Consider the following 23166-nt stretch of genomic DNA (forward strand, 5'->3'; position numbering starts at 1 on the left):
TCTTATCTATTATTCAGCAGCGACCGTGGCCTGACTAGCCCGCACCTTGGCAATCATATCCATGCGGGTCTGTGCAAACGCATCTGGTTCACCACTGCGCAACGTATTGCGCTGTTTCAGCAAAGTTTCGGTTTCATCCAGTTTACCGGCCCGCATACCGGATTCGATCAGCACACGTTGGAAAACGTCCCGCTGAGCGTGGCTACCCCCAATGGTATTAAACCGTGGTTGCGCGGTTAACAGCTTGGCAAATGCGCCCGAGTAATTGGCCTCACCAAATGCGGCAAGGCCCTCAGCGGCGGCAAGACCGGGGTCTTGCGACGTAATACCCGGCTCGCCAGTGTCCCATGCTGTTGCGGCCACACGCGCTGTCAATCGCTCGGCGGCGTCATGACGTTTGTCGCCCGACAATGCCAACATGTAATGCAGGTCAGCGAAAACCAGACACCCGTCATCTGTGCGGGTTTCCGCCAAATCGGCCAGTTCGGTCCACCGATGCCCCACGTCAACGCCCTCAAGCTCAAGACGCATTAACAAAGAGCTGGCATTGGAAAAATCGCGATAATCATCTGTTTTTTCGTCACGGATCTTGGTGTCATACAGCGACAGAACCTGCGCCACATCACCTTGATCCAGATGAAGCAACGCTTTGTGCCACCACACGTGAAACCGAAAGTTATTGCAATGCGACCACGCCGTGTGGTTGCCATCAATCAGCTCAATGCCCTTTTGCGTGCGATGGGTCATGTCGTAAACATGCGCCACAGCATGCAGACCCCAGGCATCATCTTTAGCATAGTTCAACGCAATCAACCCGGCGCGCTCGGCTTCGCTGTAGGCACCGGTTTCTTCCAGCGCGAACGCGTGGCACCCCATGACATATCCGTGCAACTCGTGATCACTGCCCTGCGCATCAAGAACGGCCTCAACCGACGCTCGCATCCCGACACTGTCGCCAACCATGAACCGAATTCCATGCGAAAGCTTCATGCTTATCGTATCCGCACGGTTCAGCAGCAAAGCCTGCTCAACACGCGCAACCGCCCCGGTCGGATTGCCCGCAATCCACTCATCCAGCGCCGCACACCATAGCCGCTCGCGCGTCGTTGCCCCGCCAAGCGCGAGACAGCGATGTGCCTCTTGCTGCGATTGAATGGCAACCGGCACCATCTCGCGGCGCGCCAGCATGAAACACATCAGCCCTTTGATCGCGTGCGCCATGGCCCAGTCAGGGGCCAGCTCAAGCAGTTTACCCAGATGAACCGGTGCGGCTTGACCATGCGACAATACACCCAGAATGACACCGTTCCATTCGCTCACCGCATTTGAATCGGTCAGGCTCACCTCGCAGGTGCAAATATCGTGGTACATAGGTCATCCTTCACGGGCTAAACAAAAGTCGTCTTGGTAAAGTCTTATCGAGAAATGCGTTCCACCTCTCTTCACGACCTTGGCAACACGCGAGAACGTGAACGGTACTGACGGATTTGTGAGCTTTCTCAGCCTTTTCGCCGCACCGTCAAGCGCGCAAGCAAATCGGATAAGCGGTTTTTGTCCTGATCGAATCGCGGTGGCGCACGGCGATAGGTGACCGGCGTCTTGGAAAACTTTAGCGGATTGCCCAAAAGTCGCACTTTTCCAGCGGTTGTTTCCGGATTCTCTACCGCAACCACGTTTCCTCGGGCAATCGCCTGGTCCGAAGACAACGCCTCGGCAACCGTGTGGATCGGCCCCGATGGCACATTGACCTCCGTCAGCATTGAAACAATCTTTGCCGTTTCATAGGCCTCAAATGTTTCAGTTATGGCCTTGGTAAGCGGAACTCGGTTTGCGATCCGGTCCGGGTTTGTAACAAACCGCGCATCTCCGCCCAAATCCTCGCGCCCAAACGCCTTACAAAACCGCTGAAACTGGCTGTCATTGCCTACCGCAATGATCACATGGCCATCCGACGTGGGAAAAACGTCATACGGCACAATGTTGGGGTGCGCGTTACCCCGTCGAATCGGTGCCTTGTCCGACGCCAGAAAATTGGTGCCCTCATTGATCAGCCACGCCATCTGGGAATCGACCAGCGACAGGTCGATATGCTGTCCTTCTCCGGTGGCATCACGATGGCGCAGCGCCGCCAAAATACCAATTGTCGCGTACATCCCGCACATGACATCAGCGATCCCAACACCCACTTTCATCGGTGGCCCCTCCGCCGCGCCCGTCAGCGACATGATCCCACCATAGCCCTGCGCCATCAGGTCGTACCCCAGCACAGACCGGTTCGGCCCCGTCTGGCCAAATCCCGAAATGGAACAATAAACTAGGTCCGGGCGCTCGGCGCACAGGGTTGCGTGATCCAGCCCGTATTTGTCCAAACCACCGGGTTTGTAATTCTCGATCACAACATCCGCCTGCGCCGCAATTGAACGCACAAGATCGGCCCCTTCTTTGGTCGAGATATCTGCCCCGACCGAATACTTGTTTCGGTTTGCCGCCATGTAATAGGCCGACAAATCGCTTTTTCCATCATGGGTTTCGGCATAGGGCGGCCCCCAGCTGCGGGTATCATCCCCACCCGTTTTGGGGTTTTCGATCTTGATCACCGTCGCGCCCAGATCACCCAAAAGTTGCGTCGCTGTCGGCCCTGCCAGAATGCGCGACAGGTCGAGTACCAAAAGCCCATCAAGCGCCCCTTTGGGCGTGTGCTCAGAATGCGCCATCATAGGCCCCCCGGTCAATTTCTGCGGCAATAACCGTAAATGTATCCGCCTTCAGCGCGTCTTGCAGAGCGGCTTCCAGCTCCGCGCCCGAGCGCACCTGATGCCCCGCACCACCAAAGGCTCGGGCAACGGCAGCAAAATCCGTGTGCCCAAAATCCACCGCGCGATTGGCCATCTGGCGCCCGCGCTGTTTCATCTCGATCAACGCCAACGATGCGTCAACAAACACCACAAAGATGGTCTTCAATCCCAGCTCAGCAGCAGTTGCCAACTCGCCCGCCACCATCAAAAACCCCGCGTCACCGGAAAAGGACACAACAGGCCGATCCGGCTCAACGATCTGTGCGCCCATGGCAAGTGGCACAGCGCACCCCATAGTACAAAGCCCCGACGATTGGGTCAGCGCGCGGGGAAATCCGCATTGCCACATCTGGCTCAGCAAAATGCGATGCGCGCCACTGTCTGCGGTGATCAACGTGTCGTCTGGCAAACTGCCCTGACACGTGGCGATCACCTGATGTGGGCCCCACGCGTCTGGCGCGGCAAAGGCCGCGTCAATCTTGGCCTTGGTATCCGCCAGCGTCTCGCCCGGCCAAACATCCCCCATTGCGTCGGGCAACATGGCCGCTACCGAGGCCGCGCAATCCCCGACAATATTCAATGTGGACTGGTGCATATAATGGTGGTTCGGCTCTGCGGTAATGTCGATCACCATCTGGCGCGCCGGGTCCCACGCATTCTGCCAGCCGGGGCGCATCTCGATCGGGTCATATCCGATACACAGGATCACGTCCGCCTCTGCCACCAACGGTAACAGGATTGCATCCGCCTTTGGCGACAACCCCGCCCCACCTAGCACAAGCGGGTGGTCTTCTGGCACCAGCCCTTTGGCCTTGTAGGTGGTGATTAACGGCGCGCCCAACGCATCGACCGCTGTCTGAACCGCACTTGCCGCATCCTGCGCCATTGCATCGACTCCAGCAATGATCAGCGGCCTTTTCGCGCTCCGCAGCGCCGCGCGTGCCCTCTCCAAATCTGGTCCAGCGGGCGCCATTGGCGTCGCCAACACTCGCAACGCCCCGGTTCCTGATGCTGGCGCGTCGGCCACCGAGATCGGCACATCGATATGCACAGGTCCGGGGCGGCCTTCGGTCGCAATCGCCAGCGCTTTGTCGGCAATAACGTGAGCGGCGTTAGCCACAAGGGTAAAGGTCGCCTTGGTGATCGGGCGAAACACTTGTGGCTGGTCCAATACCTGATGCGTATATGTCTGTGCGGTGTCTGCATCGACACATCCGGTCAACACAATCATCGGCACACGATCCTGACGCGCATTCTCAACCACGTTGATGCCATTAAGCGCACCCGGCCCCAACGTCGCCACCAGAATGCCCGGTGCGCCCGTCCGGTGATACGTGCCCTCGGCCATAAACCCAGCAGCGTTTTCGTGTTTGCAGAGCACAAACGTGATCCCAGCCGCCTCAAGCGCGTCGACCAAAGTCAGAACTTCGCCACCGGGCATTCCAAACGCCCAGCGGCATCCCGCATCATACAGCCGCTTGGCCACGACATCCGCTGCGCGCATCGCACTCTCCGTTTTCAACTCTTGCTTCGTGGTTTTTGGGCTATAACACTTGCCGGTGCAACTCACGACTGGGTGTGAGTTTTGTAACGAAATCAGACGCTACAAAGGCAACGCCGTTGTCTTGAACACAGTGCGCAAGGCAAATGACGATTGCATCTGAGCTACGCCGGGCAACCGGGCAAGGTGCTGCCGGTGCACCCGTGCGAAATCTTCCGTGTCCTCCGCAACCACCTTAAGGATGTAATCCGCCGTGCCCGCCATTAAATGACATTCCAACACATGCGGCACTCGCGAGACAGCCTTCTCAAAAGCTTCAAGCACCTCATCCGCCTGCCCGGAGAGCGTAATCTCCACAAAAACAGTCGTCGGCAGGTTCATCTTGCGCGGGTCCAACAGCGCAACATAATCGCGCACATAGCCTTCTGCCTCCAGCCGGTGCACACGCCGATGACAGGCCGACGCAGACAGGTTCACCCGCTCGGCGAGCTCTGCATTCGAGATTCGGCCCTGCTTTTGCAGCGCTCTGAGGATCCGATGATCCGTTTGGTCTAATGACATATTTCCGCCGATCCTTGCTTTTCATTCAGTGATATTCGAAGAATCCACCAAAGACCAGTTTTCAAATTGCACAAAAAACAAGCACATTCCATTCAATCGCCCGCACACTAAGGCCACATCAGTCAGCAGGAGAGCGACATGAAAATCGGCTGCCCCACCGAAATCAAACCCCAGGAATTCCGCGTCGGAATGACACCCGACGCTGCACGTGAAGCCGTTAACCATGGTCATGACGTTGTCATCCAGAAAGGCGCAGGCGCCGGAGCAGGTTTTACCGACGAAGATTACACATCCGCTGGTGCAGTGATCATCGACACCCCCGAAGAAATCTTTGCCACTGCTGACATGATCGTCAAGGTTAAGGAACCGCAGGCAGGCGAGCGTAAGATGCTGCGCGAAGGTCAACTGCTGTTCACCTATCTTCACCTCGCCCCCGACCCCGAACAAACCAAAGACTTGCTAGAGTCTGGCTGCACCGCAATCGCCTATGAAACTGTCACGGATGATCGCGGTGGCTTGCCTCTGCTCGCACCGATGTCCGAAGTTGCAGGCCGTCTTGCTCCGCAGGTCGGCGCGTGGACCCTGCAAAAGGCTAATGGCGGGCGCGGTGTTCTGATGGGCGGTGTTCCCGGAGTAGCTCCTGCCAAGGTCGTGGTAATCGGAGGCGGTGTCGTGGGCACACACGCAGCCAAGATCGCGGCTGGCATGGGCGCGGACGTTACCGTTCTGGATCGCTCCCTTCCTCGCCTCAAATACCTCGACGATGTGTTTGGTGGCACGTTCAAGAACCAATATTCCACCGCTGGCGCAACGGCAGAACTGGTTCGCGAAGCGGACATGGTGATCGGCGCAGTGTTGATTCCAGGTGCGGCGGCTCCCAAGCTGATCAGCCGAGCGCAACTCTCTGAAATGAAGCCCGGCGCGGCGCTTGTGGACGTCGCAATCGATCAGGGCGGGTGCTTTGAAACGTCGCGTGCAACCACCCATGCTGACCCAATCTACGAAGTAGACGGCGTCATGCATTACTGCGTCGCCAACATGCCCGGCGCAGTTGCACGCACCTCGACACAGGCACTGGGCAACGCGACGCTTCCATTCATGCTGAACCTTGCAGACAAGGGCTGGCGTCAGGCGTGCGAAGACGATCCGCATCTTCTCAACGGTCTCAATGTTCATGCGGGACGGTTAACATACTACGCCGTGGGCAAAGCGCTTGGCCTTGATGTCCTTTCCCCAAATCTGGCACTTAAGGCGGCCTAAACCGACACGCGTATCTCCTGCACAATTCGCAAAGGCCCACTATGTTAGCATCAATGAGACACCCACGCAGATTTCTGTGAGGGTGTTTTGCATCGGCGTCTAAGTCACTGAAAGCCCAATCCAAAGATCGGGAATACGCCTAATTCAAGTCGACGCCGTTTTCAGACATTCGCGAGACAAGCTCTGACGTAGAATTTCTACTCGGGTACTCAACATCTGGCACTGGCACATCCAGCAATTCACACAAAGGGTGCCACCCATCGCCCAACGCATGCACCAAGAGACGATCCGGCGCCACTGTGGCCATTACGTCCGCGATATTTTGCTCGTAAACAGCAATAGCATGTCTTCGGTCATCGTGCCTTCCATCAAAAACCTGATCTGCAATCAGCAACTGAGCCATCCCGTTGGGATCTTCTCTACTTTGGATAAATTTCAGGATTGTTGCTTCAAAACTCGTCCACCAGCTCTCGGCAGACCGCAACGTCAACAAAACCTTGGCTTCTGGATACACGTTGATCAAGTCGCGCCAGTAGTGGGCGGAGGGCCAATCCACACACGCGGAATATCCCTTGAACAGCGCATCCCAATCCGGCTCACTCCCATTGACAAGGTCAAGCCACAAAGGCCGAAGCGGCGTTCCCTCGCCCAGCTCGAACATGTGGTGCGTCGGCCCGACGCCCAGAATATTAAGTGCCATTCGCATTGAATCGGTGCCCGTCCGCCCAAACCCTGTGCCAATAACCTTCAACGTCATAACAGCTCCTACGCGTCTGGCCGTCGTCAGCCTGACTTTGTTGAAGGCTCTAACCAAAGGCCATCGCACAAACAGAGTCAAAAGAATTCAAGCAAAAAGGGTCCGCCAACTGGCAGACCCCTATCCGGTTTTGGCTCGCCAGAGCCAAAACCGCCGGGCTCAACTTCTGGCAGGGGCCTGCAGGACCCCGAAAATGGCGGGAGCTTCCCCCCCTACGCTTCTTTCTTGATTTCCACAGTATGTGGGTAGGGAATAGAAATCCCCTCGGCGTCAAACGCTTCTTTTACCCCTTGGGTCAATGCAAACTTCAACTCCCAGTAATCTGCTGCATTACACCAGATCCGCGCGGTCAGATCGACCGAGCTGTCCCCAAGGTTGGTCACCCGCACCCAGGATTCCGGCTCCTTCAGCACGCGGTCATCTGCTGCCGCAACATTAAGAATGATCTCACGAGCCTTATTGGCATCATCGCCATAATCAATGCCAAAAACCAAATCGACACGCCGCGTATCATGCGCAGAAAAGTTGGTGATGATTGATCCCCACGCCTGCCCGTTCGGAATGATAATCTGCACATTGTCCGGCGTGACCATCTCGGTCACAAACAGATTTAGGTCCACCACGGTCCCCGCGGTGCCACCTAAATCGACATATTGACCAATTTTGTAGGGACGGAACAGGATCAGCATGAAACCCGCCGCAAGGTCGGACAATGTCCCCTGAAGCGCGAGGCCAATCGCCAACGTCGCGGCACCAAGCATCGCCACCAGCGATGTCGCTTCGATCCCAAATATCCCGAGCACCGCAACAAGCACCATCAACAGGATGACCCACCGCACGACGCTGGCGGCAAAATTCCCCAGCGTCTTGTCGATCTCCGGGTTGGCATTCACGCGACGGCGGACAAACCCACTCACGGCTCCTGCTACGATCCACCCCAAAATCAGGACAACCAGCGCCTTGAACGCCGAAATCGCCACTGGGCCAAACTGCCCGACCTGATCCACCATTGTATCCATAATTCACCATCCTTTTGGCGTATCCCTCTTCGCGCGGGAACTTGTTAACCGTGGTCGGTATTTTTCTCATAAACCCCGTGGACACAAGCTTTTGTTGTATTGCCTTTGCAACAACGCCCGTCGTCTCTTTTACACTAGCGGACCTACAAAAACAGCTTATCTTGTCACACCTGAAATCAGGAGACATTCGATGAGTTTCGTAACGCAGCATCCAATAAACAAGCGCTGGCCAGCAGCTAACCCTGACATTTTACAGCTGTATTCCTTCCCCACGGCAAACGGAGTCAAAGCCTCGATCATGCTCGAAGAGACCGGTCTGCCCTACGAAGCGCACAAGGTCACACTGGCAGATGCAGACGTTCAAAGCCCTGAATTTCTTGCGCTGAATCCCAACAACAAAATCCCGGCCATTATCGACCCAAACGGCCCCGACGGAGCGCCTATCACCCTATTCGAGAGCGGCGCCATCCTCATTTACCTCGCCGAGAAGACGGGGCAACTCCTCGGAAACAATGCGACAACCCGTATGCACATAATCCAATGGCTGATGTTTCAAATGGGCGGTGTTGGTCCAATGTTTGGGCAACTGGGCTATTTCAACAAATTCGCCGGAGCCCAGATCGAAGATCCCCGCCCGCGCGAGCGCTACATAAACGAGGCGAAACGATTGTTGAACGTCTTGAACCAGCAGCTAGCTGGACAAGACTGGATTGTCGGGGACTATTCCATCGCCGACATCGCGCTCGCGCCCTGGTTGGGCCAGCTCGATTTTTACGAAGCCTCGGACAAGGTTGGAATAACGGATTTTCCCAACATCACCGCCTATGTCGAACGGTTCATGGCACGCCCTGCTGTGCAAAAGGGACGCATTACGCCGCCGCGCGACTGAACAAAAGCAGGGAGGGATCACCCTCCCTGCAATTCCGATCACTCAGGCAACGTACCCGTCAGCACATAGCGCAGAATCTCAACCACCTGCTTGGGCTCCTCGGCAACAGCCAACGCCGCTGCGTGAACTTCCTTCAGCGCGTGCTGATGCTCCGGCGAGTTCAACACGATAATCGACTTGCCAAGCGCCGCCGCATATCCGGCATCAAACGCAGCATTCCACTGCTTGTATTTCTCGCCAAACCGCACAACGACGACATCCGCATCTTCAATCCCCTTGCGGGTACGGATCGCGTTCACCATCGCGCCCTTGTGGTCGTGCCAATACTTGTTTGGCTCTGTCCCCAATATGGCCACACCACAGTCGTCACTGGCCGCGTGATCCGTGACAGGACTATGAAAGCTCACGTCCAGCCCGTCGGCCCCGGCAATGATTTGTTCCCGCCAATCAGTGTGAATTTCACCGGAAAGATAAATGTTCAGACCCATGAATATGTCTCCCTTGTTTCTCACCCTCATACCGCGCCGGTTGCAGGACACCAATGGCGAAACCCTCAAAAACACTGCTTTGGATTTTCGAACAATACTTAGACCTTGCGCGCCACGACGTAGCGGCTAACAGGATCGACCGGATAGTTACCGGTTTCGATGATTTGAAAACCTGCGCGCACAAGCGCGGCTTCAAGATCGCGAACACTCAGAAACCGCACAAAGGGAGCATTACCGAAAAACTGCATAAGCGGGATGGCAACTTTCATCAACCGAAACTTGAACGACTTGATACCCTCGCCCAAACATGGTGTCTTCGAGACGAACAGACCGCCGTCCTTGGTACGATCAGCCACAGCACCCAACGCCGCGTCCAGATCATCGATCAGGTGCAACAAATTAAGCGCCAGAACCATGTCAAACGGTCCCTCAGGCGCCGTTTCGGGCGCAGCCTGAACAAGCTCCACATTCACGACACCCGCTTCCCCAAGCCGCAGCCGCCCTTGCTCTAACATGCCAGAGGAAAAGTCGCTTGCCACGACCTGCGCGGCACTGCCTGCAAGGCGGATCGCCGTCGCGGCCGTACCACAGCCAAGCTCCAAAATCTGATCCGTCTCTTTGAGATAAGACCGCGTGCGCTCCAGCGTGTATTCGTAGGATTCAGTATCGCGAATTGGCGACAGCGCATATTTTGCGGCCAGCTTGTCCCAAAACGTATGATCAGTTTTCATGGTTTGTCCCTCAATTCCGCCACTGATCAGATATTAATATGTGTAGGCAAAAATGGTAAATTGCCGAAATCCGTGTCTCTGATATACAAATTTGCATGAATCTGACCAACCGACCCTTTGACTGGAACCACCTTCGCGCCTTTCTGACAACCGCGGAACAAGGCTCGCTATCAGGGGCTGCACGGCAATTGCGGCTCACTCAACCCACCTTGGGGCGACAGGTGTCCGCCTTGGAAGAGGATCTGGGCCTGCTGCTCTTTGAACGTGTGGGCCGAACACTGCACTTAACGGGCGCAGGGCGCGAATTGCTGACACATGTCCGCGAGATGGGAACAGCCGCCGACAGGGTGGCATTGGCCGCGGCGGGGCAGTCTCAGGATATCGCGGGCCGGGTCGCCATCACAGCAAGCGATGTGTATTCCGCTTATCTATTGCCCCCTGTTCTACACAGGTTGCGAACCAGCGCACCGCGCCTGACCATTGACGTGGTCGCCGCAAACGACGTGCGCGATCTCATGCGCCGAGAGGCGGACATCGCCGTCCGCCACGTCCGCCCTGAACAGCCCGACCTCGTGGCGCGCCTGTTGCGCGAAGAAACCGCGCATTTCTACGCGACACCAGAGTATCTGGACCGAATGGGCACTCCCGCGAACAAAGAAGATTTGGCCCACCATGCCTTCATCAGCTTTGGCGACACGCGCTTGTTGATCGAACACCTAAAGAGTTGGGGTCTATCCCTTGATGAGACTCATTTCCGCGTCGGTTCCAACAGCGGGCTGATCGCATGGGATATGGTACGTCAGGGTTTCGGGATCGCACCAATGTCAGACCAAGTGGCCGCCCAGACACCCGGCGTCATTCGCATCCTAAAAGATGTGGAACCGATCCGGTTCCCAGTCTGGCTGACAACCCACCGCGAAGTGCACACAAGCAAACGCATACGAATGGTGTTCGACGTTCTGGCGGAACATTTGGGGGCCACTTAAGCCCGCCCGCTCAAATCGCGCGATACATCATCACGCGCGCGCCCTCGCGCCCGGTCTCAGACCACCCAAGATGTTCATAAAGCGCGATATTCTCTGCCAAATCCACATGCGTGGCCAGTGCAATGCCTTTGCATCCCGCCTCGCGCGCCTGATCCATCGCATGTCGGATCAGCTTGCCGCCAACCCCCTGTCCCTGCGCATCCGCCGACACGGCAATATTCATCAGATGCGCGTCGGGCCCCTTTGTGCTCAGCATCAGCACTCCCACCGGCGCAGCTTCGCCAATCACCCAAACCGCACCATCCGCAATCGCGTCCGCCACTCCGCCACTTACGTCAGGCAGGTCAACACCTCGGTCGCGATAGCCCTGATAGGCCCCGTCGATTAACTGTGCCAGCGCGTCGGCATCTTGCAATGTGGCGCGCCGCACGGTCATGTCTTACCCTCTCAACGTGCCGTCAGTGGCCTTGGCCACCTTCTCGACGATCTTGGCTGCCACCGCCTCGATATCCGCCTCTTTCAGCGTCTTGTCGGTTGGTTGCAGGCGTACCGTTACAGCGATGGATTTCTTACCCTCGCCGAGGCTGCCGCCAATGAACTCATCAAACACGCGCACGTTTTCGACCAGCGCCTTATCCGCACCGGCCGCCGCATTGACCAGCGTCAGCGCCTCGACATCGGCGTCCACGACAAATGCAAAGTCACGTTCAACCGCTTGCAGATCCCGCAGCGCCAGCGCTCCGCGTGATGCGGATTTCTTACGTGGCAGCGGGATTTCCTCGGGGAAGAGCGTAAACGCCACCGCAGGCCCCTTAACGCCCAGCGCCTCAAGCACACGCGGATGCACCTCACCAAACACGCCCAACGTTTTCTTTGGACCCAGACAAATGCGACCATGACGGCCCGGATGCCACCAATCGGCCCCACCGCGCTGGATCTGAACCTTCGCTGGCGCACCGATAGCTGCCAAAACCGCTTCGGCATCCGCCTTGGCATCAAACAGGTCGACACCCCGGCTCTCGCCATGCACGTCCTTTTGCACGGTCTTGCCAACCAACAGGCCAGCCACCTGCAAATGCTGTTCCCCCGGCTCGCCACCTTGGAAGGCTGCACCACATTCAAACAGCGCCATATCCATGAACCCACGCGCCTGATTGCGCGCTGCCGCCTGCAACAGCCCTGGCAACAGGTCCGGGCGCATGTGGCTCATCTCGGACGAGATCGGGTTTTCCAACATGGTCACATCGCTTCCACCGCCAAACAGCGTGGCCGCCGCCTTGTCGATGAACGAATAGGTCACGCACTCGTTGTAGCCCAACGCCGCCGTCGTTCGGCGCGCAATCTGTTCGCGTTTCTGCATCGGCGACAGGATCTGTTTGGGCACGCCGGCAGTGGCACGGGTCAGTGGCTTACCCTGCAATTTGGTTAACGAGGCAACCCTTGCCACCTCTTCCACCAGATCGGCCTCGCCGCGTACATCCGGACGCCAACTTGGCACTTGGGCCATATCGCCATTCATGACAAAACCAAGCGCGGTCAGCGTCTTCACCTGCTCTTCAGCCGGAATTTCCATGCCCACCAGCGACTGCACCCGGTCGGTGTCCAGCTTGAAGGCACGCGAAACGTCCGGCACTTCGCCTGCAACAACAACCTCAGATGCCTCTCCGCCACACAGGTCGATTATCATCTGCGTCGCCAGATCAACCGCTTCCATGTTGAACGCCGGGTCAATGCCGCGTTCGTTGCGATAACGCGCATCTGAATTGATCTTCAAGCCACGCCCCGTATAGGCAATCTGGATGTGGTCCCACACAGCCGCCTCAAGAAACACATTTGTGGTCTCTTCAGTACAACCAGTGGCCAGCCCGCCCATGATGCCGCCAATGGATTCAACACCTTCGTCGTCAGAAATCACCACCATACCGGGGGCGAACGTGTATTCCTTTTCGTCCAGACCGACGAGAGTCTCACCGCCCTTTGCCCGATGCACACGCAGGTTGCCCTTCACCTTGTCCGCGTCAAAAACGTGCAGCGGACGGTTGCGATCAAACGTGAAAAAGTTGGTTACATCCACCAGCTTTGAAATCGGGCGCAGTCCGATGGCCTTAAGCCGATCCTGCAACCATTCGGGGCTTGGCCCGTTGTTCACGCCCTTGATCAGACGTCCGGCAAACACTTCGCAGCCATCCGCACGTGCGTCTTCGTCGATCGTCACAGCAATCGGACTTGCAAAGGTGCCTGAAACATCCGCCTTCGCCGCCGCTTTCATTGTCCCCAAACCACGCGCCGCCAGATCCAGCGCAATCCCACGCACGCCCAGCGCATCAGGGCGGTTTGGCGTAATGGCAATCTCGATCACCGGATCGACCTTGGACGGATCGTTTTCTGCCAACCAGTCGATGAACTTGTCACCCACCTCGCCCGAGGGCAGCTCAACAATGCCGTTGTGCTCATCCGAAAGCTCAAGCTCACGTTCCGACGCCATCATTCCGTGGCTCTCAACTCCGCGAATTTTGCCAACCGACAGGGTCAAATCAATACCTGGCACATAGTCACCCGGTTTGCACAGAACCACCGTGATACCTGCCCGCGCATTGGGCGCACCACAAACGATCTGTTTCTCACCCTCGTCCGTTGCCACCGTGCACACGCGCAGACGGTCCGCATCTGGGTGCTGCTCGGCATGTGTCACCTTGGCCAGGGTAAACGCCGCCAAACGGTCCGCCGGGTTGGACACCTCTTCGACCTCAAGCCCAAGGTCAGTCAGGGCGTCAACGATTTCGTCAACGGTTGCGTCTGTGTCGAGGTGATCTTTCAGCCAAGAAAGAGTGAATTTCATCTGTCCGGTGTCCTATGGCAAGCCATGCATGTTGCAGCAGGCAATGACAAAGATTGCTCTCATGTGCAAGCCTTGGCACGGCCCAGGCCCTAAGGATAACTCGGGCTGAGACCCAAAAGCTCGTCCAATTGCCGCCCGATCCAACCATGCGGGATGAAATGCCCACCCGGATGCAGATCAAGCGTCACAGCCCCCCGCTCACACTGCCAATCTGTACGTGTAAGCGTTAAGAAACTGCGCGCCTGCCAATCACCCTTTGCCGTGCCAGTCCCCGCACAACCCAGTTCTCGCCGCCATAGCGCAACCGGGTACGTCACATCGCCGCCCGGACCCATTGGAAAATCCATCACGGTGTCAGCCAAACCATGTACATGACGCACTTCATTCGGGGCCTGATCACAGGTTTCCCCTTGATCAATCGACCCAGAAATTGCCAAAAGTGCGCTAATATCATCGCCACTTTCGCACACATACCGCCACGCCATTGCAGACCCGTATGAATAGCCAGAGACATACACTTGGCCTGTGTCCACTGGATAGCGCTGCGCCACATCCCCAAGCACTGCATCCACAAAAGGCACATCCTGCGAAGCTGCGCTCCAGAACGACCAGCTTTTGCCCAATCCATTTGGCGTCACCAAAAGCACTCCGCGACGGCGTGTAGAGGCCCCAACACGGTCAGACCGCTGCGCGTGTACGCCGGTTCGAGACCAGCCATGAAAATGCAGCAGTACAGGCAAAGAGCTCACCCCATCCCATCCGTCTGGTTCCATGACGTGATACGACCGGTCCCCAACAGTACAAGCGACTTCATCTCGACACTCCACCAAATCTTCCGCGCTCAGCGGAAAAGCAAATGAAACAAAGATGAAAGCTGCGAGGCTCAGAGAAAATTGATACATGACAGCGAAATTACCTACGGAGCGCACAGTGTCACGTCACATATTTGTGGGGAGTGAAAAGATACCCCTGCACATGACTAAAAATATTGCCAAGATGTTGGGCAATCGCCCTCCGCAGCACTTGCCCCAACTTTAACAAGCAACATGCTTGAAACAAAACCCAGAGAACTTGCGACCAACCCGTTGACTGTGGACAACCGAAAAACCCAGCACAATGTCACATCCAGAATTCGCCGTGATCTACTTTGCCAACCGGATAATCACAAAAATTTGATTTACATACTAAATATCGCATAATGGGCCATAAACGCAGGAGAGCGGCCCAATGACTAAATCAGACAATGGCGTACAGACTACCTACTTTGTGATTGCAGATATCTCAGGTTACACAAAATTCATGGCTGAAACGGCCATCGAACATGCGAAGGGCATACTTGAATCGCTGTTCGGTGATCTTGTCCCCGCAATCCGAACTCCCCTAAAAATTTCAGGCCTTCAGGGTGATGCTGTTTTTGCATACGCCTTTGAAAGCGACGTCATGACCAAACAGTTCATCCTCGACTTCGCTGAACAACTTTACTGCGTCTTTGCGCGCAGCAAGGAAAAGATGATCCTGAACACAGGCTGCCCTTGTGACGCATGCTCCACGATCGACGCGCTGGAACTCAAAATCGTCGTTCATCATGGCGAATGCATCATTCAGGACACAGGTGGCCGCCAAGAACTTGCCGGTCAGGACGTGATAACTGCCTTCCGCCTGCTCAAAAATAGCGTCAAACAAAATACTGGTCTGAATGCCTATAGTCTGATCACCTGTGATGCGATCCGCGCGATGGATATGGGCAGCTTCTTCGATGATTCAGAGTTCCACTCAGAAGACATCGAACATATCGGCAACGTAGAGTTTGTTGTGCGCGATCTGCGCGAAGCATGGCAACGCCGTCGCAACACGGAACGTACTTTCGTAGAACCAACAGATACATTGTTGCTCGAAGAATGGATCATTCCACTGCCGGTCGCCCCGGACGTCGCCTTTACCATCTGCACTCGTCCAGATCTTCGTATGGAATGGCTTGGTGCAAATCAGGTTGAACTTTTCCACGACAAGAAAGGCAAAGTCGAACCCGGAACGCTCTATCATTGTTACCACGGCGACGATATTTTTCCGTTCGAGATCATCGATTGGTATCCGGGTGAATATGTCACCGGAAAATATAACCTGCCAATGGGCCTATCATTCCTCGAAACAAATGAAATTATCGAGGCCGGGAACGGGTCGCTGGTCAAGTTGCGATATACAACTCCAAAGTCCCCAAAACTCATGGGCAAGCTAATGGCCGGAACTGTGGGGAAAAAGGTGCGCGGCATCATAGAACCTGACAAGGAAAGCCGCGTTAATCGCATGACTGATATTGCAAAACGATTGGCCGCGGAAACAGCAACCGCGCAAGCCGCCTGAGCGGCTCGCTCAGGTACGTGCCTTGACGTGTTCCAACCAATTTCGCAGCTCGCGGGCCCGCTCGTCCAGCGCCAACTCCTTTGGTGATGTACCAAGGCGCGCGGCAGCGTCGGCATCGGTTTCCGCAGTTGCGAAATTCTGGACAATCTCAGCACATTCAGCTCCGCGTGGGCTCAACCACTGGATCATTTCCGCAGCGCCGCATTCCGGGTGATACTGCACCCCCCAGAAATCTACCCCATCCTGCTCATAGACAAACGCCTGAACCGGAGAGTGGGCATTGCCGGCGATCAACGTCGCCCCTTCGGGCAATGCCTGAACTTCGTCGCGATGTGTACAAGGCGAGGCAAATGAAGCACCCTTGCCCGCCATCAAAGCGTGCGATCGCCCCTCTTTGGTCACGGTGACATCGCGGGCCATGCCGCGCTCTGCACCCTTGGGCGACGCGCCAACACGTCCGCCCAGAACCACTGCTGCAACTTGCATCCCGTTGCACGACCCCCAAACCGGTTTGCCCTGTGCAAATACAGAACGCATCGCAACCCTTTGCGGTTCCGCTTCTGGCGCATCAGCGGCCCATTCCGTTCCCGAGCCAGTAAAAACAACGCCATCTACAGCCGCAATCTCTTCTTCTGAGATTGCATCTGCATAGGGGTTCGCAAGGCTCAACCGGATACTTGGATCAAGCGCCGTGAATGACGACACAAAGGGAATGGCATCCGACATGCCTTTTGAAACAAGTTCCGATGGATTCCCTTCAAGGATAAGAAGTGTGGTCATGGCAAGCCCCTGGTTTTCCATAAGGCTATCCAACCCGCGCGCCGATGATCAATGAATCGCGACATCAAAATCGGGAAACACGTCGTAAGTCGGACATTATTGTCCGACCTACCTGTCAGCGGCTCAGGCCGCCATGCAATGTCGGTTGATCCAGAGAGGCAAAGCCATAGTGGCGCAACCAACGCAGATCGCTGTCAAAAAAGGCCCGAAGATCCGGAATCCCGTATTTCAGCATCGCCAGACGGTCGATCCCGATCCCAAAGGCAAACCCCTGGTACTCATTGGGATCGATGCCGCCAGCTTCAAGCACCTTGGGGTGCACCATACCCGAACCAAGCACTTCCAACCAATCGTCACCTTCGCCCACTTTCACAGTGCCGCCTTCCCAGCTGCACTGAATATCCACCTCAGCGGATGGTTCCGTGAATGGGAAGTGCGACGCACGAAAACGGGTCTCAACATGCGTTCCAAAGAACGCCGAGAAAAATTCTTCCAGCACCCACTTCAGGTTCGCCATCGATATATCCTTGTCGATGGCAAGACCTTCAATCTGGTGGAACATCGGCGTATGCGTCTGATCGTAATCCGCACGATACACCCGCCCCGGACAAATAATGCGGATCGGCGCACCGGTTTTCTCCATCGACCGGATCTGAACCGGCGAAGTATGCGTGCGCAATACATGTGGCGGGCGATTATCGCCTTCGGCACGATGCGTGTAAAACGTGTCCATCTCAGCACGCGCCGGATGGTGGCCGGGAATATTCAGCGCATCAAAATTGTACCAATCGGTCTCGATCTGCGGCCCCTCGGCCACAGCAAACCCCATATCGGCAAAGATCGCGGTCACTTCCTCGGTCACTTGACTGATCGGATGGATCGAACCTATGCGACGTGCGCGGCCCGGCAAGGTCACATCCAGCCATTCGGTTTTCAAACGCTCGTCCAGCGCCGCATCGGCCAGCGCTACCTTCTTGGCAGCCAACGCGCTGTTGATCTCATTCTTGAGAGCATTCAGCGCCGGGCCTGCCACCTGGCGCTCTTCCGGCGTCATTTTGCCCAGCTCGCGCATTTTCAGCGCCACTTCGCCTTTTTTGCCAACAGCCGCAACGCGGATCGCCTCCAGCGCGCCTTCGTCAGCGGCATGTGCAACCTGTTCCAGATATTTTGCCTTAAGATCGTCCATGACGGCCCCTCAAATTCTGTTGGCGCTCTGCTATCACATGGACGGCTGAAAGCAAGGGGATGTCATCCGCCAAGTATCGCACGCTGCTGGCCCAAATGTACGTCACATTGTGATGGAATGGCGGTCCCGGTATGCCCTTGCGTCGCGCAACAAACCAGTCACCCCCTTGTCGACAATCCGCATCGTCTCAAAATGCTCGGCCAGATTGGCGACGTAATCCAGACTGGTGCCAAGCCAACCCTTGCCTGTGGCGCAATATTGGACCTGCTGTTCGTAGGTCAGGTCCGTGTCAATCAAGGTGGCAGCGTGATTTGCCATGAAAGCCAATGCCTCAACCGGCCCTTGATCGGTCTGAACCTCGATAAAGGCAGGGAAGTACGCATGCCCCATCCGTTCGCGCCTCCAGACCAGTTCGGTTTCAACGTCTATTATGTCGCGCGAAATGCGGAACACCAATCCGTTGCACCCGCTACCGTTTTCCAGGGCAGCCATAACACCCGGAGCATCGCGCGTACCCCGCCCCCCAAACCGATCACACAGCGTGAAACGGCGTTCTGCACGGGGCGCAAAACCACGTCGCACCTCGGCAAAATGGAATCCCGGATCCCACATCAACGACCCATATGCAAAGACCCAAACATCCTGATCCCAACGCCCCGCAAGCGCCGCAAACCGGTCCGCGTTGCGCTGTTCGGTCGTCAGTATCCAGTCCTGTGGCGCCCCATTGGATGTCACAATGTCCCGCATCGCCTCAGGCTCAAATGTGCGAAACGATGATTTCACTGGTGGCTTGATCAAAGATTCAAGACGTGGGTGATGGCAAAAAGGATCTGACAAGTTTGGTCTCTAACGTCTGCTCAATTGGTCTGTCTCAGACCAAGCCACGTTCCTGAGCAAAAGAAAAGCCCCGCCTGCTGTCGCAAACGGGGCCTTACAAAAAAAACGTGAGCCTGCTTACGCGGGCAGCGCGGCTTTCGCCTGATCCACGATGGCGTTAAACGCTTCGGGCTCATGCACCGCCAGATCGGCCAGAACCTTACGGTCCACTTCGATACCGGCCAGCGACAGACCATTGATAAAGCGGCTGTATGTCAGCGCCTCGTCGTGGCTGCGTACGGCTGCGTTGATCCGCTGGATCCACAGCGCACGGAAATTACGCTTACGATTCTTGCGGTCGCGGGTTGCGTACTGGTTTGCTTTGTCGACTGCCTGACGCGCAACTTTGAAGGTGTTCTTGCGACGGCCGTAATAGCCTTTTGCGGCGTTGACGACTTTTTTGTGACGGGCGTGGGTGACGGTTCCACCTTTAACGCGGGACATATATCAATCTCCTCTTAGCGATCGTAGGGCATATAGCCCTTGACGGTCTTTGCGTCGGGGGCGGACAGGGTCGTGGTGCCACGGGCGTCACGAATGAATTTACGGGTGCGTTTGATCATGCCATGGCGCTTACCGGCTTGACCGGCCAGCACTTTACCAGTGGCAGTGACCTTAAAGCGCTTCTTGGCGCTCGACTTGGTCTTCATCTTAGGCATTTCCGTCTCCTTTTATTCGGTCGGTGACAAACGCGACTCGGCATGCCTTTCAGGCCGGTCGCGCGAATAGAGGCGCCGTATAGTCCCCAAATGTGTTTACCGCAAGAGCTTAATTCAGGATATCCGCGATCACCCGGACCACCACATTTGGCAGCTCTGCAAATGAATATCCGCCCGGATGCAAAACCCACGCCAACGCGATCGTTGCGGCAGACAGAATAAACGCCGCCATTGGACCGCGCGGAAACCGCAGATCGGCATAGGCGGCCAGCATCGCAGGGATAGAGAACAACCCGACCACCAAACCAATCGTCATCAGGTAATCGGTTGTCATTGCTCGTCTTCCCCGGTTGCCCGGGGCAGACCCTACTCGTTTTCCATATTAAAAATCAAACGTTCATCACACGGTGCAACACGCAAAATGTTGGTGGAACCTGCCACGTTGAACGGCAAACCAGCCGTAACCACGATCTGATCCTCTGCAGTTGCATAGCCAAGCTCGGTCGCCGCGCGCGAAGAGGCTACAACAGCCATTTTAAATCGGTTCACTTCGTTGGTGATGACACAATTGGTTCCCCAGCTCAGAGACAGGCGACGAGCTGTGCCTCGCAGCGATGTCATGGCAATAATCGGAACGCGGGGGCGTTCGCGCGCAATCAACAGCGCCGTTGTACCAGATTGCGAGAAACAGCAAATCGCCGCCACTTCTGTGGTTTCCGCAACTTCGCGTGCGGCCGCTACGATGGCATCTGCCACAGTAGAACGCGGCGCCGAGCGTGACGCTTCGATCACTTGGCGATAAGTGGGGTCGTTTTCCACCTCGACAGCCACCTCATGCATGGTCGAAACTGCTTCAATCGGATAGCTGCCCGCAGCGGACTCTGCCGACAACATGACCGCATCCGCACCCTCGTAAATGGCACCTGATACGTCCGACACTTCGGCACGTGTTGGCATCGGACTGTCGATCATGCTTTCCAGCATTTGAGTTGCGACAATTACAGGCTTGGCCGCGACTCGGCACTTACGCACCAAGCGTTTTTGGATCGGCGGCACTGCTGACACGGGCAGCTCAACACCCAAATCACCTCGGGCAACCATGATCCCGTCGGACACCGCCAGGATTTCGTCAAATGCATCCACGGCCGAGGGTTTCTCGATCTTGGACAGGATCGCAGCTCGTCCCTGCGCTAATTTACGCGCCTCGTTCACATCTTCCGGGCGCTGCACAAAACTCAGCGCAAGCCAATCCACACCCAACCCGCAGGCAAATTCCAGATCATCGCGATCCTTTTCGCTCAGCGCGGCCAAAGGCAGAACCACGTCGGGCACATTAACACCCTTGCGGTTAGAAATCGTGCCGCCGGTCTCAACAATGCAGTTGGCGTGATCATCGCCACAGCTCTCGACCTTGAGACGGATCTTACCATCATTGACCAACAATCGAGCGCCTTCCTTAAGCGCTTGGAAAATTTCCGGATGCGGCAGGCAAACGCGGTTCAAGTCACCTTCCGCCGGGTCAAGATCCAACCGGAAAGGCGCACCTGGAACCAATTCTTCCGAGCCATTGGCAAATACGCCAACCCGAAGCTTGGGCCCCTGCAAATCGGCAAGAATGGCTATCGGGCTTTGCAGTTCTTTTTCCACCTGACGGATAATCCGATGTTTCTCGCGAATTTCCTCGTGGGTACCGTGGCTCATGTTCAGGCGAAAGACGTCTGCACCCGCTTCGTGCAAAGCACGGATCATGTCATATGTTTCGGATGCCGGCCCCAAGGTAGCCACGATTTTTACATTTCTCAAACGTCTCATTGTCCTGCCATCCGTCTTTCTGTCGTAAGCAAAGTTTACGCGTCGTAATCGCGGCAATTGCTATGAGTTAACGCTAACACAGTCAAGTTAAGGTTTTGTGCAGTGGCCTTTTGCCACCGCCTGACCTAAGTCTGTCAAGATAGAAGTGACAGGCACATGACATACCAACCTTATACCATATTTGGGGCTGACAGGCCCGGTCGCTGGCTGATCACCTGTGATCACGCCTCAAACTTTGTACCGCTCGAAATCAATGGCGGCGATCTGGGCATTGGCCCCGCTGATATGAACCGACACATTGCTTACGACATTGGCGCGCGCGGCACGTCGCTCATACTGGGCGAACTGCTGAACTCGCCCGTAATTTGCTCAAACTTCTCGCGCCTGGTGATCGACCCGAACCGTGGCGCAGATGACCCGACATTAGTCATGCGGCTCTATGACGGAACGATCATTCCGGCCAATCGGCATGTCGACGCCCAAGAGGTTCAGCGCCGGATAGATGCTTACTATCGTCCATACCACGACGCCCTTGCTGATTTAGCCGCAGCGCGCGAAGACATCATAATCATCGCCATGCATTCCTTCTCACCAAGGCTTAATGGCCGGGCCCCACGCCCGTGGGAGATTGGCGTTCTGCATGCCGCTCCCGAAGATCGCTTTGCCCCGCCGCTTATTCAACGCTTGCAGGAAGAAACCGATCTCACAGTTGGCGACAACGAACCTTATGCCGGGCACTTGGCCGGGGACAGCATGGATCAACACGCGTTGCATCAGGGCCGACTCAATGCCTTGATCGAGCTACGCCAAGACGTGATTGCCTCCGAAGAAGGACAGGCCCATTGGGCCGAAAGGCTTGCGGCAATCCTGACCGATACAATCAACCGCACCAGCCTCTGATCCCCTTGCCGGACTGACCTTTCATAACCATATAAAGGTTGAAACGCGCTGACCCTGAAAGGAGGGCAACATGACACTCGAAGCCCTAAGCAGTTTCTTTGGTTGGATGTCGGTCATCCACTACGCCATCCTGGTATTCGCAAGCATTATGATGCTCGCCGCGCGCGATTGGGCGACTTCCTTGCACGCCCGCATGTTTGACATTGGTCAAAACGATGTGCGTCGAACCTATTACAACTGGCTTGGCGCGTATAAGCTGCTGATCTTTGTGTTCGCACTGGTGCCGTGGCTCGCGATTCAACTGATGTGACACTTACCCGAAACGACAGGACTCGAAACATGGACGACCAAACCCGCATCGAACTCGAAGCTGCCGCCTTCCGCACCTTGCGTGAACACCTGATGGAAAAGCGCACCGATGTGCAAAATATCGACATGATGAATCTGGCCGGGTTCTGCCGGAACTGCCTGTCGCGCTGGTATCAAGAGGCCGCAAATGAACGCGGCATCGAGATGTCCAAGACCGAAGCCCGCGAAATCTACTACGGCATGACAATGGACGACTGGAAGGCCAACTACCAAACTGATGCCAGCCCGGAAAAGCAGGCAGCGTTCAAGGTCGCTTTCAAAGAGAACGTCGAAGGCGGCTGACATGAAGCCCTGACGAAAAACAGCGGTTTTGCGGCCAATCGCATACCTCAGCGCCCCATTGTTTCCAAATTTGCGCCCAACTAACCCCACCGTTCAGGTGTCTCTAGATCGTTAA

At 56.2% G+C, this 23166-nt stretch carries 25 protein-coding genes; 7 read left to right on the top strand and 18 right to left on the bottom strand.

Translation table 11 applies throughout. The annotated features are described in order from the left end of the window. Positions 1 to 9: 9 nt before the first annotated feature. The 4 genes from CLV88_RS12210 to CLV88_RS12225 all read right to left on the bottom strand — a co-directional run bounded on the left by CLV88_RS12210 (position 10) and on the right by CLV88_RS12225 (position 4857). Positions 10 to 1371, bottom strand: a complete 1362-nt coding sequence (locus CLV88_RS12210; RefSeq protein WP_106608693.1) for a tetratricopeptide repeat protein — start codon at positions 1369 to 1371, stop codon at positions 10 to 12. Positions 1372 to 1499: 128 nt separating this feature from the next. Continuing rightward, complete coding sequence (locus tag CLV88_RS12215) at positions 1500 to 2714, bottom strand: CaiB/BaiF CoA transferase family protein (protein WP_106608812.1); 1215 nt, start codon at positions 2712 to 2714, stop codon at positions 1500 to 1502. Continuing rightward, positions 2701 to 4299 (bottom strand): thiamine pyrophosphate-binding protein, encoded by a 1599-nt coding sequence (locus tag CLV88_RS12220; RefSeq protein ID WP_106608694.1) that lies wholly within the window; start codon positions 4297 to 4299, stop codon positions 2701 to 2703. Before CLV88_RS12220 ends, CLV88_RS12215 begins: the two co-directional genes overlap by 14 nt. Positions 4300 to 4398: 99 nt before the next feature. Beyond that, complete coding sequence (locus tag CLV88_RS12225; RefSeq protein ID WP_106608695.1) at positions 4399 to 4857, bottom strand: Lrp/AsnC family transcriptional regulator; 459 nt, start codon at positions 4855 to 4857, stop codon at positions 4399 to 4401. Between the two features lie 138 nt (positions 4858 to 4995). Between CLV88_RS12225 and ald the strand changes: the two genes are divergently transcribed. Further along, entirely contained in the window at positions 4996 to 6117 is a 1122-nt protein-coding gene (ald, locus tag CLV88_RS12230) for an alanine dehydrogenase (RefSeq protein WP_106608696.1), read from the top strand. Between the two features lie 139 nt (positions 6118 to 6256). Here ald and CLV88_RS12235 read toward each other — a convergent pair whose 3' ends face one another. Together CLV88_RS12235 and CLV88_RS12240 are read right to left on the bottom strand one after the other, a co-directional pair. Beyond that, complete coding sequence (locus CLV88_RS12235; RefSeq protein WP_106608697.1) at positions 6257 to 6874, bottom strand: sulfotransferase family protein; 618 nt, start codon at positions 6872 to 6874, stop codon at positions 6257 to 6259. Between the two features lie 212 nt (positions 6875 to 7086). Beyond that, complete coding sequence (locus CLV88_RS12240) at positions 7087 to 7893, bottom strand: mechanosensitive ion channel family protein (RefSeq protein WP_106608698.1); 807 nt, start codon at positions 7891 to 7893, stop codon at positions 7087 to 7089. Positions 7894 to 8083: 190 nt separating this feature from the next. Between CLV88_RS12240 and CLV88_RS12245 the strand changes: the two genes are divergently transcribed. Next, entirely contained in the window at positions 8084 to 8782 is a 699-nt protein-coding gene (locus tag CLV88_RS12245) for a glutathione S-transferase family protein (RefSeq protein ID WP_106608699.1), read from the top strand. A gap of 38 nt (positions 8783 to 8820) precedes the next feature. Here CLV88_RS12245 and CLV88_RS12250 read toward each other — a convergent pair whose 3' ends face one another. Both CLV88_RS12250 and CLV88_RS12255 read right to left on the bottom strand, forming a co-directional pair. Further along, positions 8821 to 9270: a YtoQ family protein gene (locus tag CLV88_RS12250; protein ID WP_106608700.1), complete on the bottom strand. Its 450-nt coding sequence runs from the start codon at positions 9268 to 9270 to the stop codon at positions 8821 to 8823. A 98-nt stretch (positions 9271 to 9368) separates the two neighbouring features. Continuing rightward, entirely contained in the window at positions 9369 to 10001 is a 633-nt protein-coding gene (locus tag CLV88_RS12255) for a class I SAM-dependent methyltransferase (RefSeq protein WP_106608701.1), read from the bottom strand. A 95-nt stretch (positions 10002 to 10096) separates the two neighbouring features. On the opposite strand from CLV88_RS12255, the gene CLV88_RS12260 reads away from it, so the two are divergent. After that, positions 10097 to 10987: a LysR family transcriptional regulator gene (locus CLV88_RS12260; protein WP_106608702.1), complete on the top strand. Its 891-nt coding sequence runs from the start codon at positions 10097 to 10099 to the stop codon at positions 10985 to 10987. A 10-nt stretch (positions 10988 to 10997) separates the two neighbouring features. On the opposite strand, the gene CLV88_RS12265 is transcribed toward CLV88_RS12260, so the two are convergent. The 3 genes from CLV88_RS12265 to CLV88_RS12275 form a co-directional block, all read right to left on the bottom strand. Beyond that, positions 10998 to 11423 carry a GNAT family N-acetyltransferase gene (locus CLV88_RS12265; RefSeq protein WP_106608703.1) on the bottom strand — a complete coding sequence of 142 codons (426 nt, stop codon included), beginning with the start codon at positions 11421 to 11423 and terminating at the stop codon, positions 10998 to 11000. A 3-nt stretch (positions 11424 to 11426) separates the two neighbouring features. Then, positions 11427 to 13826: a phenylalanine--tRNA ligase subunit beta gene (gene pheT / locus CLV88_RS12270; protein WP_106608704.1), complete on the bottom strand. Its 2400-nt coding sequence runs from the start codon at positions 13824 to 13826 to the stop codon at positions 11427 to 11429. Positions 13827 to 13915: 89 nt separating this feature from the next. Then, on the bottom strand, positions 13916 to 14728 hold the full coding sequence (locus tag CLV88_RS12275) for a CE1 family esterase (RefSeq protein ID WP_106608705.1): 813 nt from the start codon (positions 14726 to 14728) through the stop codon (positions 13916 to 13918). A 325-nt stretch (positions 14729 to 15053) separates the two neighbouring features. On the opposite strand from CLV88_RS12275, the gene CLV88_RS12280 reads away from it, so the two are divergent. Then, on the top strand, positions 15054 to 16187 hold the full coding sequence (locus CLV88_RS12280; protein ID WP_106608706.1) for a DUF2652 domain-containing protein: 1134 nt from the start codon (positions 15054 to 15056) through the stop codon (positions 16185 to 16187). 9 nt (positions 16188 to 16196) lie between these two features. On the opposite strand, the gene CLV88_RS12285 is transcribed toward CLV88_RS12280, so the two are convergent. The 7 genes from CLV88_RS12285 to pyk all read right to left on the bottom strand — a co-directional run bounded on the left by CLV88_RS12285 (position 16197) and on the right by pyk (position 21500). Next, positions 16197 to 16967 carry a type 1 glutamine amidotransferase gene (locus CLV88_RS12285; RefSeq protein ID WP_165798885.1) on the bottom strand — a complete coding sequence of 257 codons (771 nt, stop codon included), beginning with the start codon at positions 16965 to 16967 and terminating at the stop codon, positions 16197 to 16199. 115 nt (positions 16968 to 17082) lie between these two features. Beyond that, positions 17083 to 18153, bottom strand: a complete 1071-nt coding sequence (gene pheS, locus CLV88_RS12290) for a phenylalanine--tRNA ligase subunit alpha (protein ID WP_106608708.1) — start codon at positions 18151 to 18153, stop codon at positions 17083 to 17085. 102 nt (positions 18154 to 18255) lie between these two features. After that, positions 18256 to 18936, bottom strand: coding sequence for a gamma-glutamylcyclotransferase (locus CLV88_RS12295; protein ID WP_133169957.1), 681 nt, complete (start codon positions 18934 to 18936; stop codon positions 18256 to 18258). A 171-nt stretch (positions 18937 to 19107) separates the two neighbouring features. After that, positions 19108 to 19473 (bottom strand): 50S ribosomal protein L20, encoded by a 366-nt coding sequence (rplT, locus tag CLV88_RS12300; RefSeq protein ID WP_106608710.1) that lies wholly within the window; start codon positions 19471 to 19473, stop codon positions 19108 to 19110. Between the two features lie 14 nt (positions 19474 to 19487). Continuing rightward, positions 19488 to 19688: a 50S ribosomal protein L35 gene (rpmI, locus tag CLV88_RS12305; RefSeq protein ID WP_106608711.1), complete on the bottom strand. Its 201-nt coding sequence runs from the start codon at positions 19686 to 19688 to the stop codon at positions 19488 to 19490. Positions 19689 to 19797: 109 nt separating this feature from the next. Further along, complete coding sequence (locus CLV88_RS12310) at positions 19798 to 20022, bottom strand: hypothetical protein (RefSeq protein WP_106608712.1); 225 nt, start codon at positions 20020 to 20022, stop codon at positions 19798 to 19800. Between the two features lie 32 nt (positions 20023 to 20054). Further along, positions 20055 to 21500, bottom strand: coding sequence for a pyruvate kinase (gene pyk, locus CLV88_RS12315; RefSeq protein WP_106608713.1), 1446 nt, complete (start codon positions 21498 to 21500; stop codon positions 20055 to 20057). A 156-nt stretch (positions 21501 to 21656) separates the two neighbouring features. Between pyk and CLV88_RS12320 the strand changes: the two genes are divergently transcribed. The 3 genes from CLV88_RS12320 to CLV88_RS12330 all read left to right on the top strand — a co-directional run bounded on the left by CLV88_RS12320 (position 21657) and on the right by CLV88_RS12330 (position 23051). After that, positions 21657 to 22400: an N-formylglutamate amidohydrolase gene (locus tag CLV88_RS12320; RefSeq protein WP_106608714.1), complete on the top strand. Its 744-nt coding sequence runs from the start codon at positions 21657 to 21659 to the stop codon at positions 22398 to 22400. A gap of 70 nt (positions 22401 to 22470) precedes the next feature. Further along, on the top strand, positions 22471 to 22710 hold the full coding sequence (locus tag CLV88_RS12325) for a DUF6868 family protein (RefSeq protein ID WP_106608715.1): 240 nt from the start codon (positions 22471 to 22473) through the stop codon (positions 22708 to 22710). Between the two features lie 29 nt (positions 22711 to 22739). Further along, positions 22740 to 23051 (top strand): DUF1244 domain-containing protein, encoded by a 312-nt coding sequence (locus CLV88_RS12330; protein WP_106608716.1) that lies wholly within the window; start codon positions 22740 to 22742, stop codon positions 23049 to 23051. The last annotated feature ends 115 nt before the right edge of the window (positions 23052 to 23166 follow it).

Source organism: Shimia abyssi, from assembly GCF_003014475.1.
In the GTDB taxonomy this organism is placed as follows: Bacteria; Pseudomonadota; Alphaproteobacteria; order Rhodobacterales; family Rhodobacteraceae; genus Shimia; species Shimia abyssi.

Excerpts from the sequence above, each read along its gene's own strand:
- CLV88_RS12210 (WP_106608693.1), bottom strand. The coding sequence starts at position 1,371 with ATGTACCACGATATTTGCACCTGCGAGGTGAGCCTGACCGATTCAAAT.
- CLV88_RS12215 (WP_106608812.1), bottom strand. The coding sequence starts at position 2,714 with ATGGCGCATTCTGAGCACACGCCCAAAGGGGCGCTTGATGGGCTTTTG.
- CLV88_RS12220 (WP_106608694.1), bottom strand. The coding sequence starts at position 4,299 with ATGCGCGCAGCGGATGTCGTGGCCAAGCGGCTGTATGATGCGGGATGC.
- CLV88_RS12225 (WP_106608695.1), bottom strand. The coding sequence starts at position 4,857 with ATGTCATTAGACCAAACGGATCATCGGATCCTCAGAGCGCTGCAAAAG.
- ald (WP_106608696.1), top strand. The coding sequence starts at position 4,996 with ATGAAAATCGGCTGCCCCACCGAAATCAAACCCCAGGAATTCCGCGTC.
- CLV88_RS12235 (WP_106608697.1), bottom strand. The coding sequence starts at position 6,874 with ATGACGTTGAAGGTTATTGGCACAGGGTTTGGGCGGACGGGCACCGAT.
- CLV88_RS12240 (WP_106608698.1), bottom strand. The coding sequence starts at position 7,893 with ATGGATACAATGGTGGATCAGGTCGGGCAGTTTGGCCCAGTGGCGATT.
- CLV88_RS12245 (WP_106608699.1), top strand. The coding sequence starts at position 8,084 with ATGAGTTTCGTAACGCAGCATCCAATAAACAAGCGCTGGCCAGCAGCT.
- CLV88_RS12250 (WP_106608700.1), bottom strand. The coding sequence starts at position 9,270 with ATGGGTCTGAACATTTATCTTTCCGGTGAAATTCACACTGATTGGCGG.
- CLV88_RS12255 (WP_106608701.1), bottom strand. The coding sequence starts at position 10,001 with ATGAAAACTGATCATACGTTTTGGGACAAGCTGGCCGCAAAATATGCG.
- CLV88_RS12260 (WP_106608702.1), top strand. The coding sequence starts at position 10,097 with ATGAATCTGACCAACCGACCCTTTGACTGGAACCACCTTCGCGCCTTT.
- CLV88_RS12265 (WP_106608703.1), bottom strand. The coding sequence starts at position 11,423 with ATGACCGTGCGGCGCGCCACATTGCAAGATGCCGACGCGCTGGCACAG.
- pheT (WP_106608704.1), bottom strand. The coding sequence starts at position 13,826 with ATGAAATTCACTCTTTCTTGGCTGAAAGATCACCTCGACACAGACGCA.
- CLV88_RS12275 (WP_106608705.1), bottom strand. The coding sequence starts at position 14,728 with ATGTATCAATTTTCTCTGAGCCTCGCAGCTTTCATCTTTGTTTCATTT.
- CLV88_RS12280 (WP_106608706.1), top strand. The coding sequence starts at position 15,054 with ATGACTAAATCAGACAATGGCGTACAGACTACCTACTTTGTGATTGCA.
- CLV88_RS12285 (WP_165798885.1), bottom strand. The coding sequence starts at position 16,967 with ATGACCACACTTCTTATCCTTGAAGGGAATCCATCGGAACTTGTTTCA.
- pheS (WP_106608708.1), bottom strand. The coding sequence starts at position 18,153 with ATGGACGATCTTAAGGCAAAATATCTGGAACAGGTTGCACATGCCGCT.
- rplT (WP_106608710.1), bottom strand. The coding sequence starts at position 19,473 with ATGTCCCGCGTTAAAGGTGGAACCGTCACCCACGCCCGTCACAAAAAA.
- rpmI (WP_106608711.1), bottom strand. The coding sequence starts at position 19,688 with ATGCCTAAGATGAAGACCAAGTCGAGCGCCAAGAAGCGCTTTAAGGTC.
- CLV88_RS12310 (WP_106608712.1), bottom strand. The coding sequence starts at position 20,022 with ATGACAACCGATTACCTGATGACGATTGGTTTGGTGGTCGGGTTGTTC.
- pyk (WP_106608713.1), bottom strand. The coding sequence starts at position 21,500 with ATGAGACGTTTGAGAAATGTAAAAATCGTGGCTACCTTGGGGCCGGCA.
- CLV88_RS12320 (WP_106608714.1), top strand. The coding sequence starts at position 21,657 with ATGACATACCAACCTTATACCATATTTGGGGCTGACAGGCCCGGTCGC.
- CLV88_RS12325 (WP_106608715.1), top strand. The coding sequence starts at position 22,471 with ATGACACTCGAAGCCCTAAGCAGTTTCTTTGGTTGGATGTCGGTCATC.
- CLV88_RS12330 (WP_106608716.1), top strand. The coding sequence starts at position 22,740 with ATGGACGACCAAACCCGCATCGAACTCGAAGCTGCCGCCTTCCGCACC.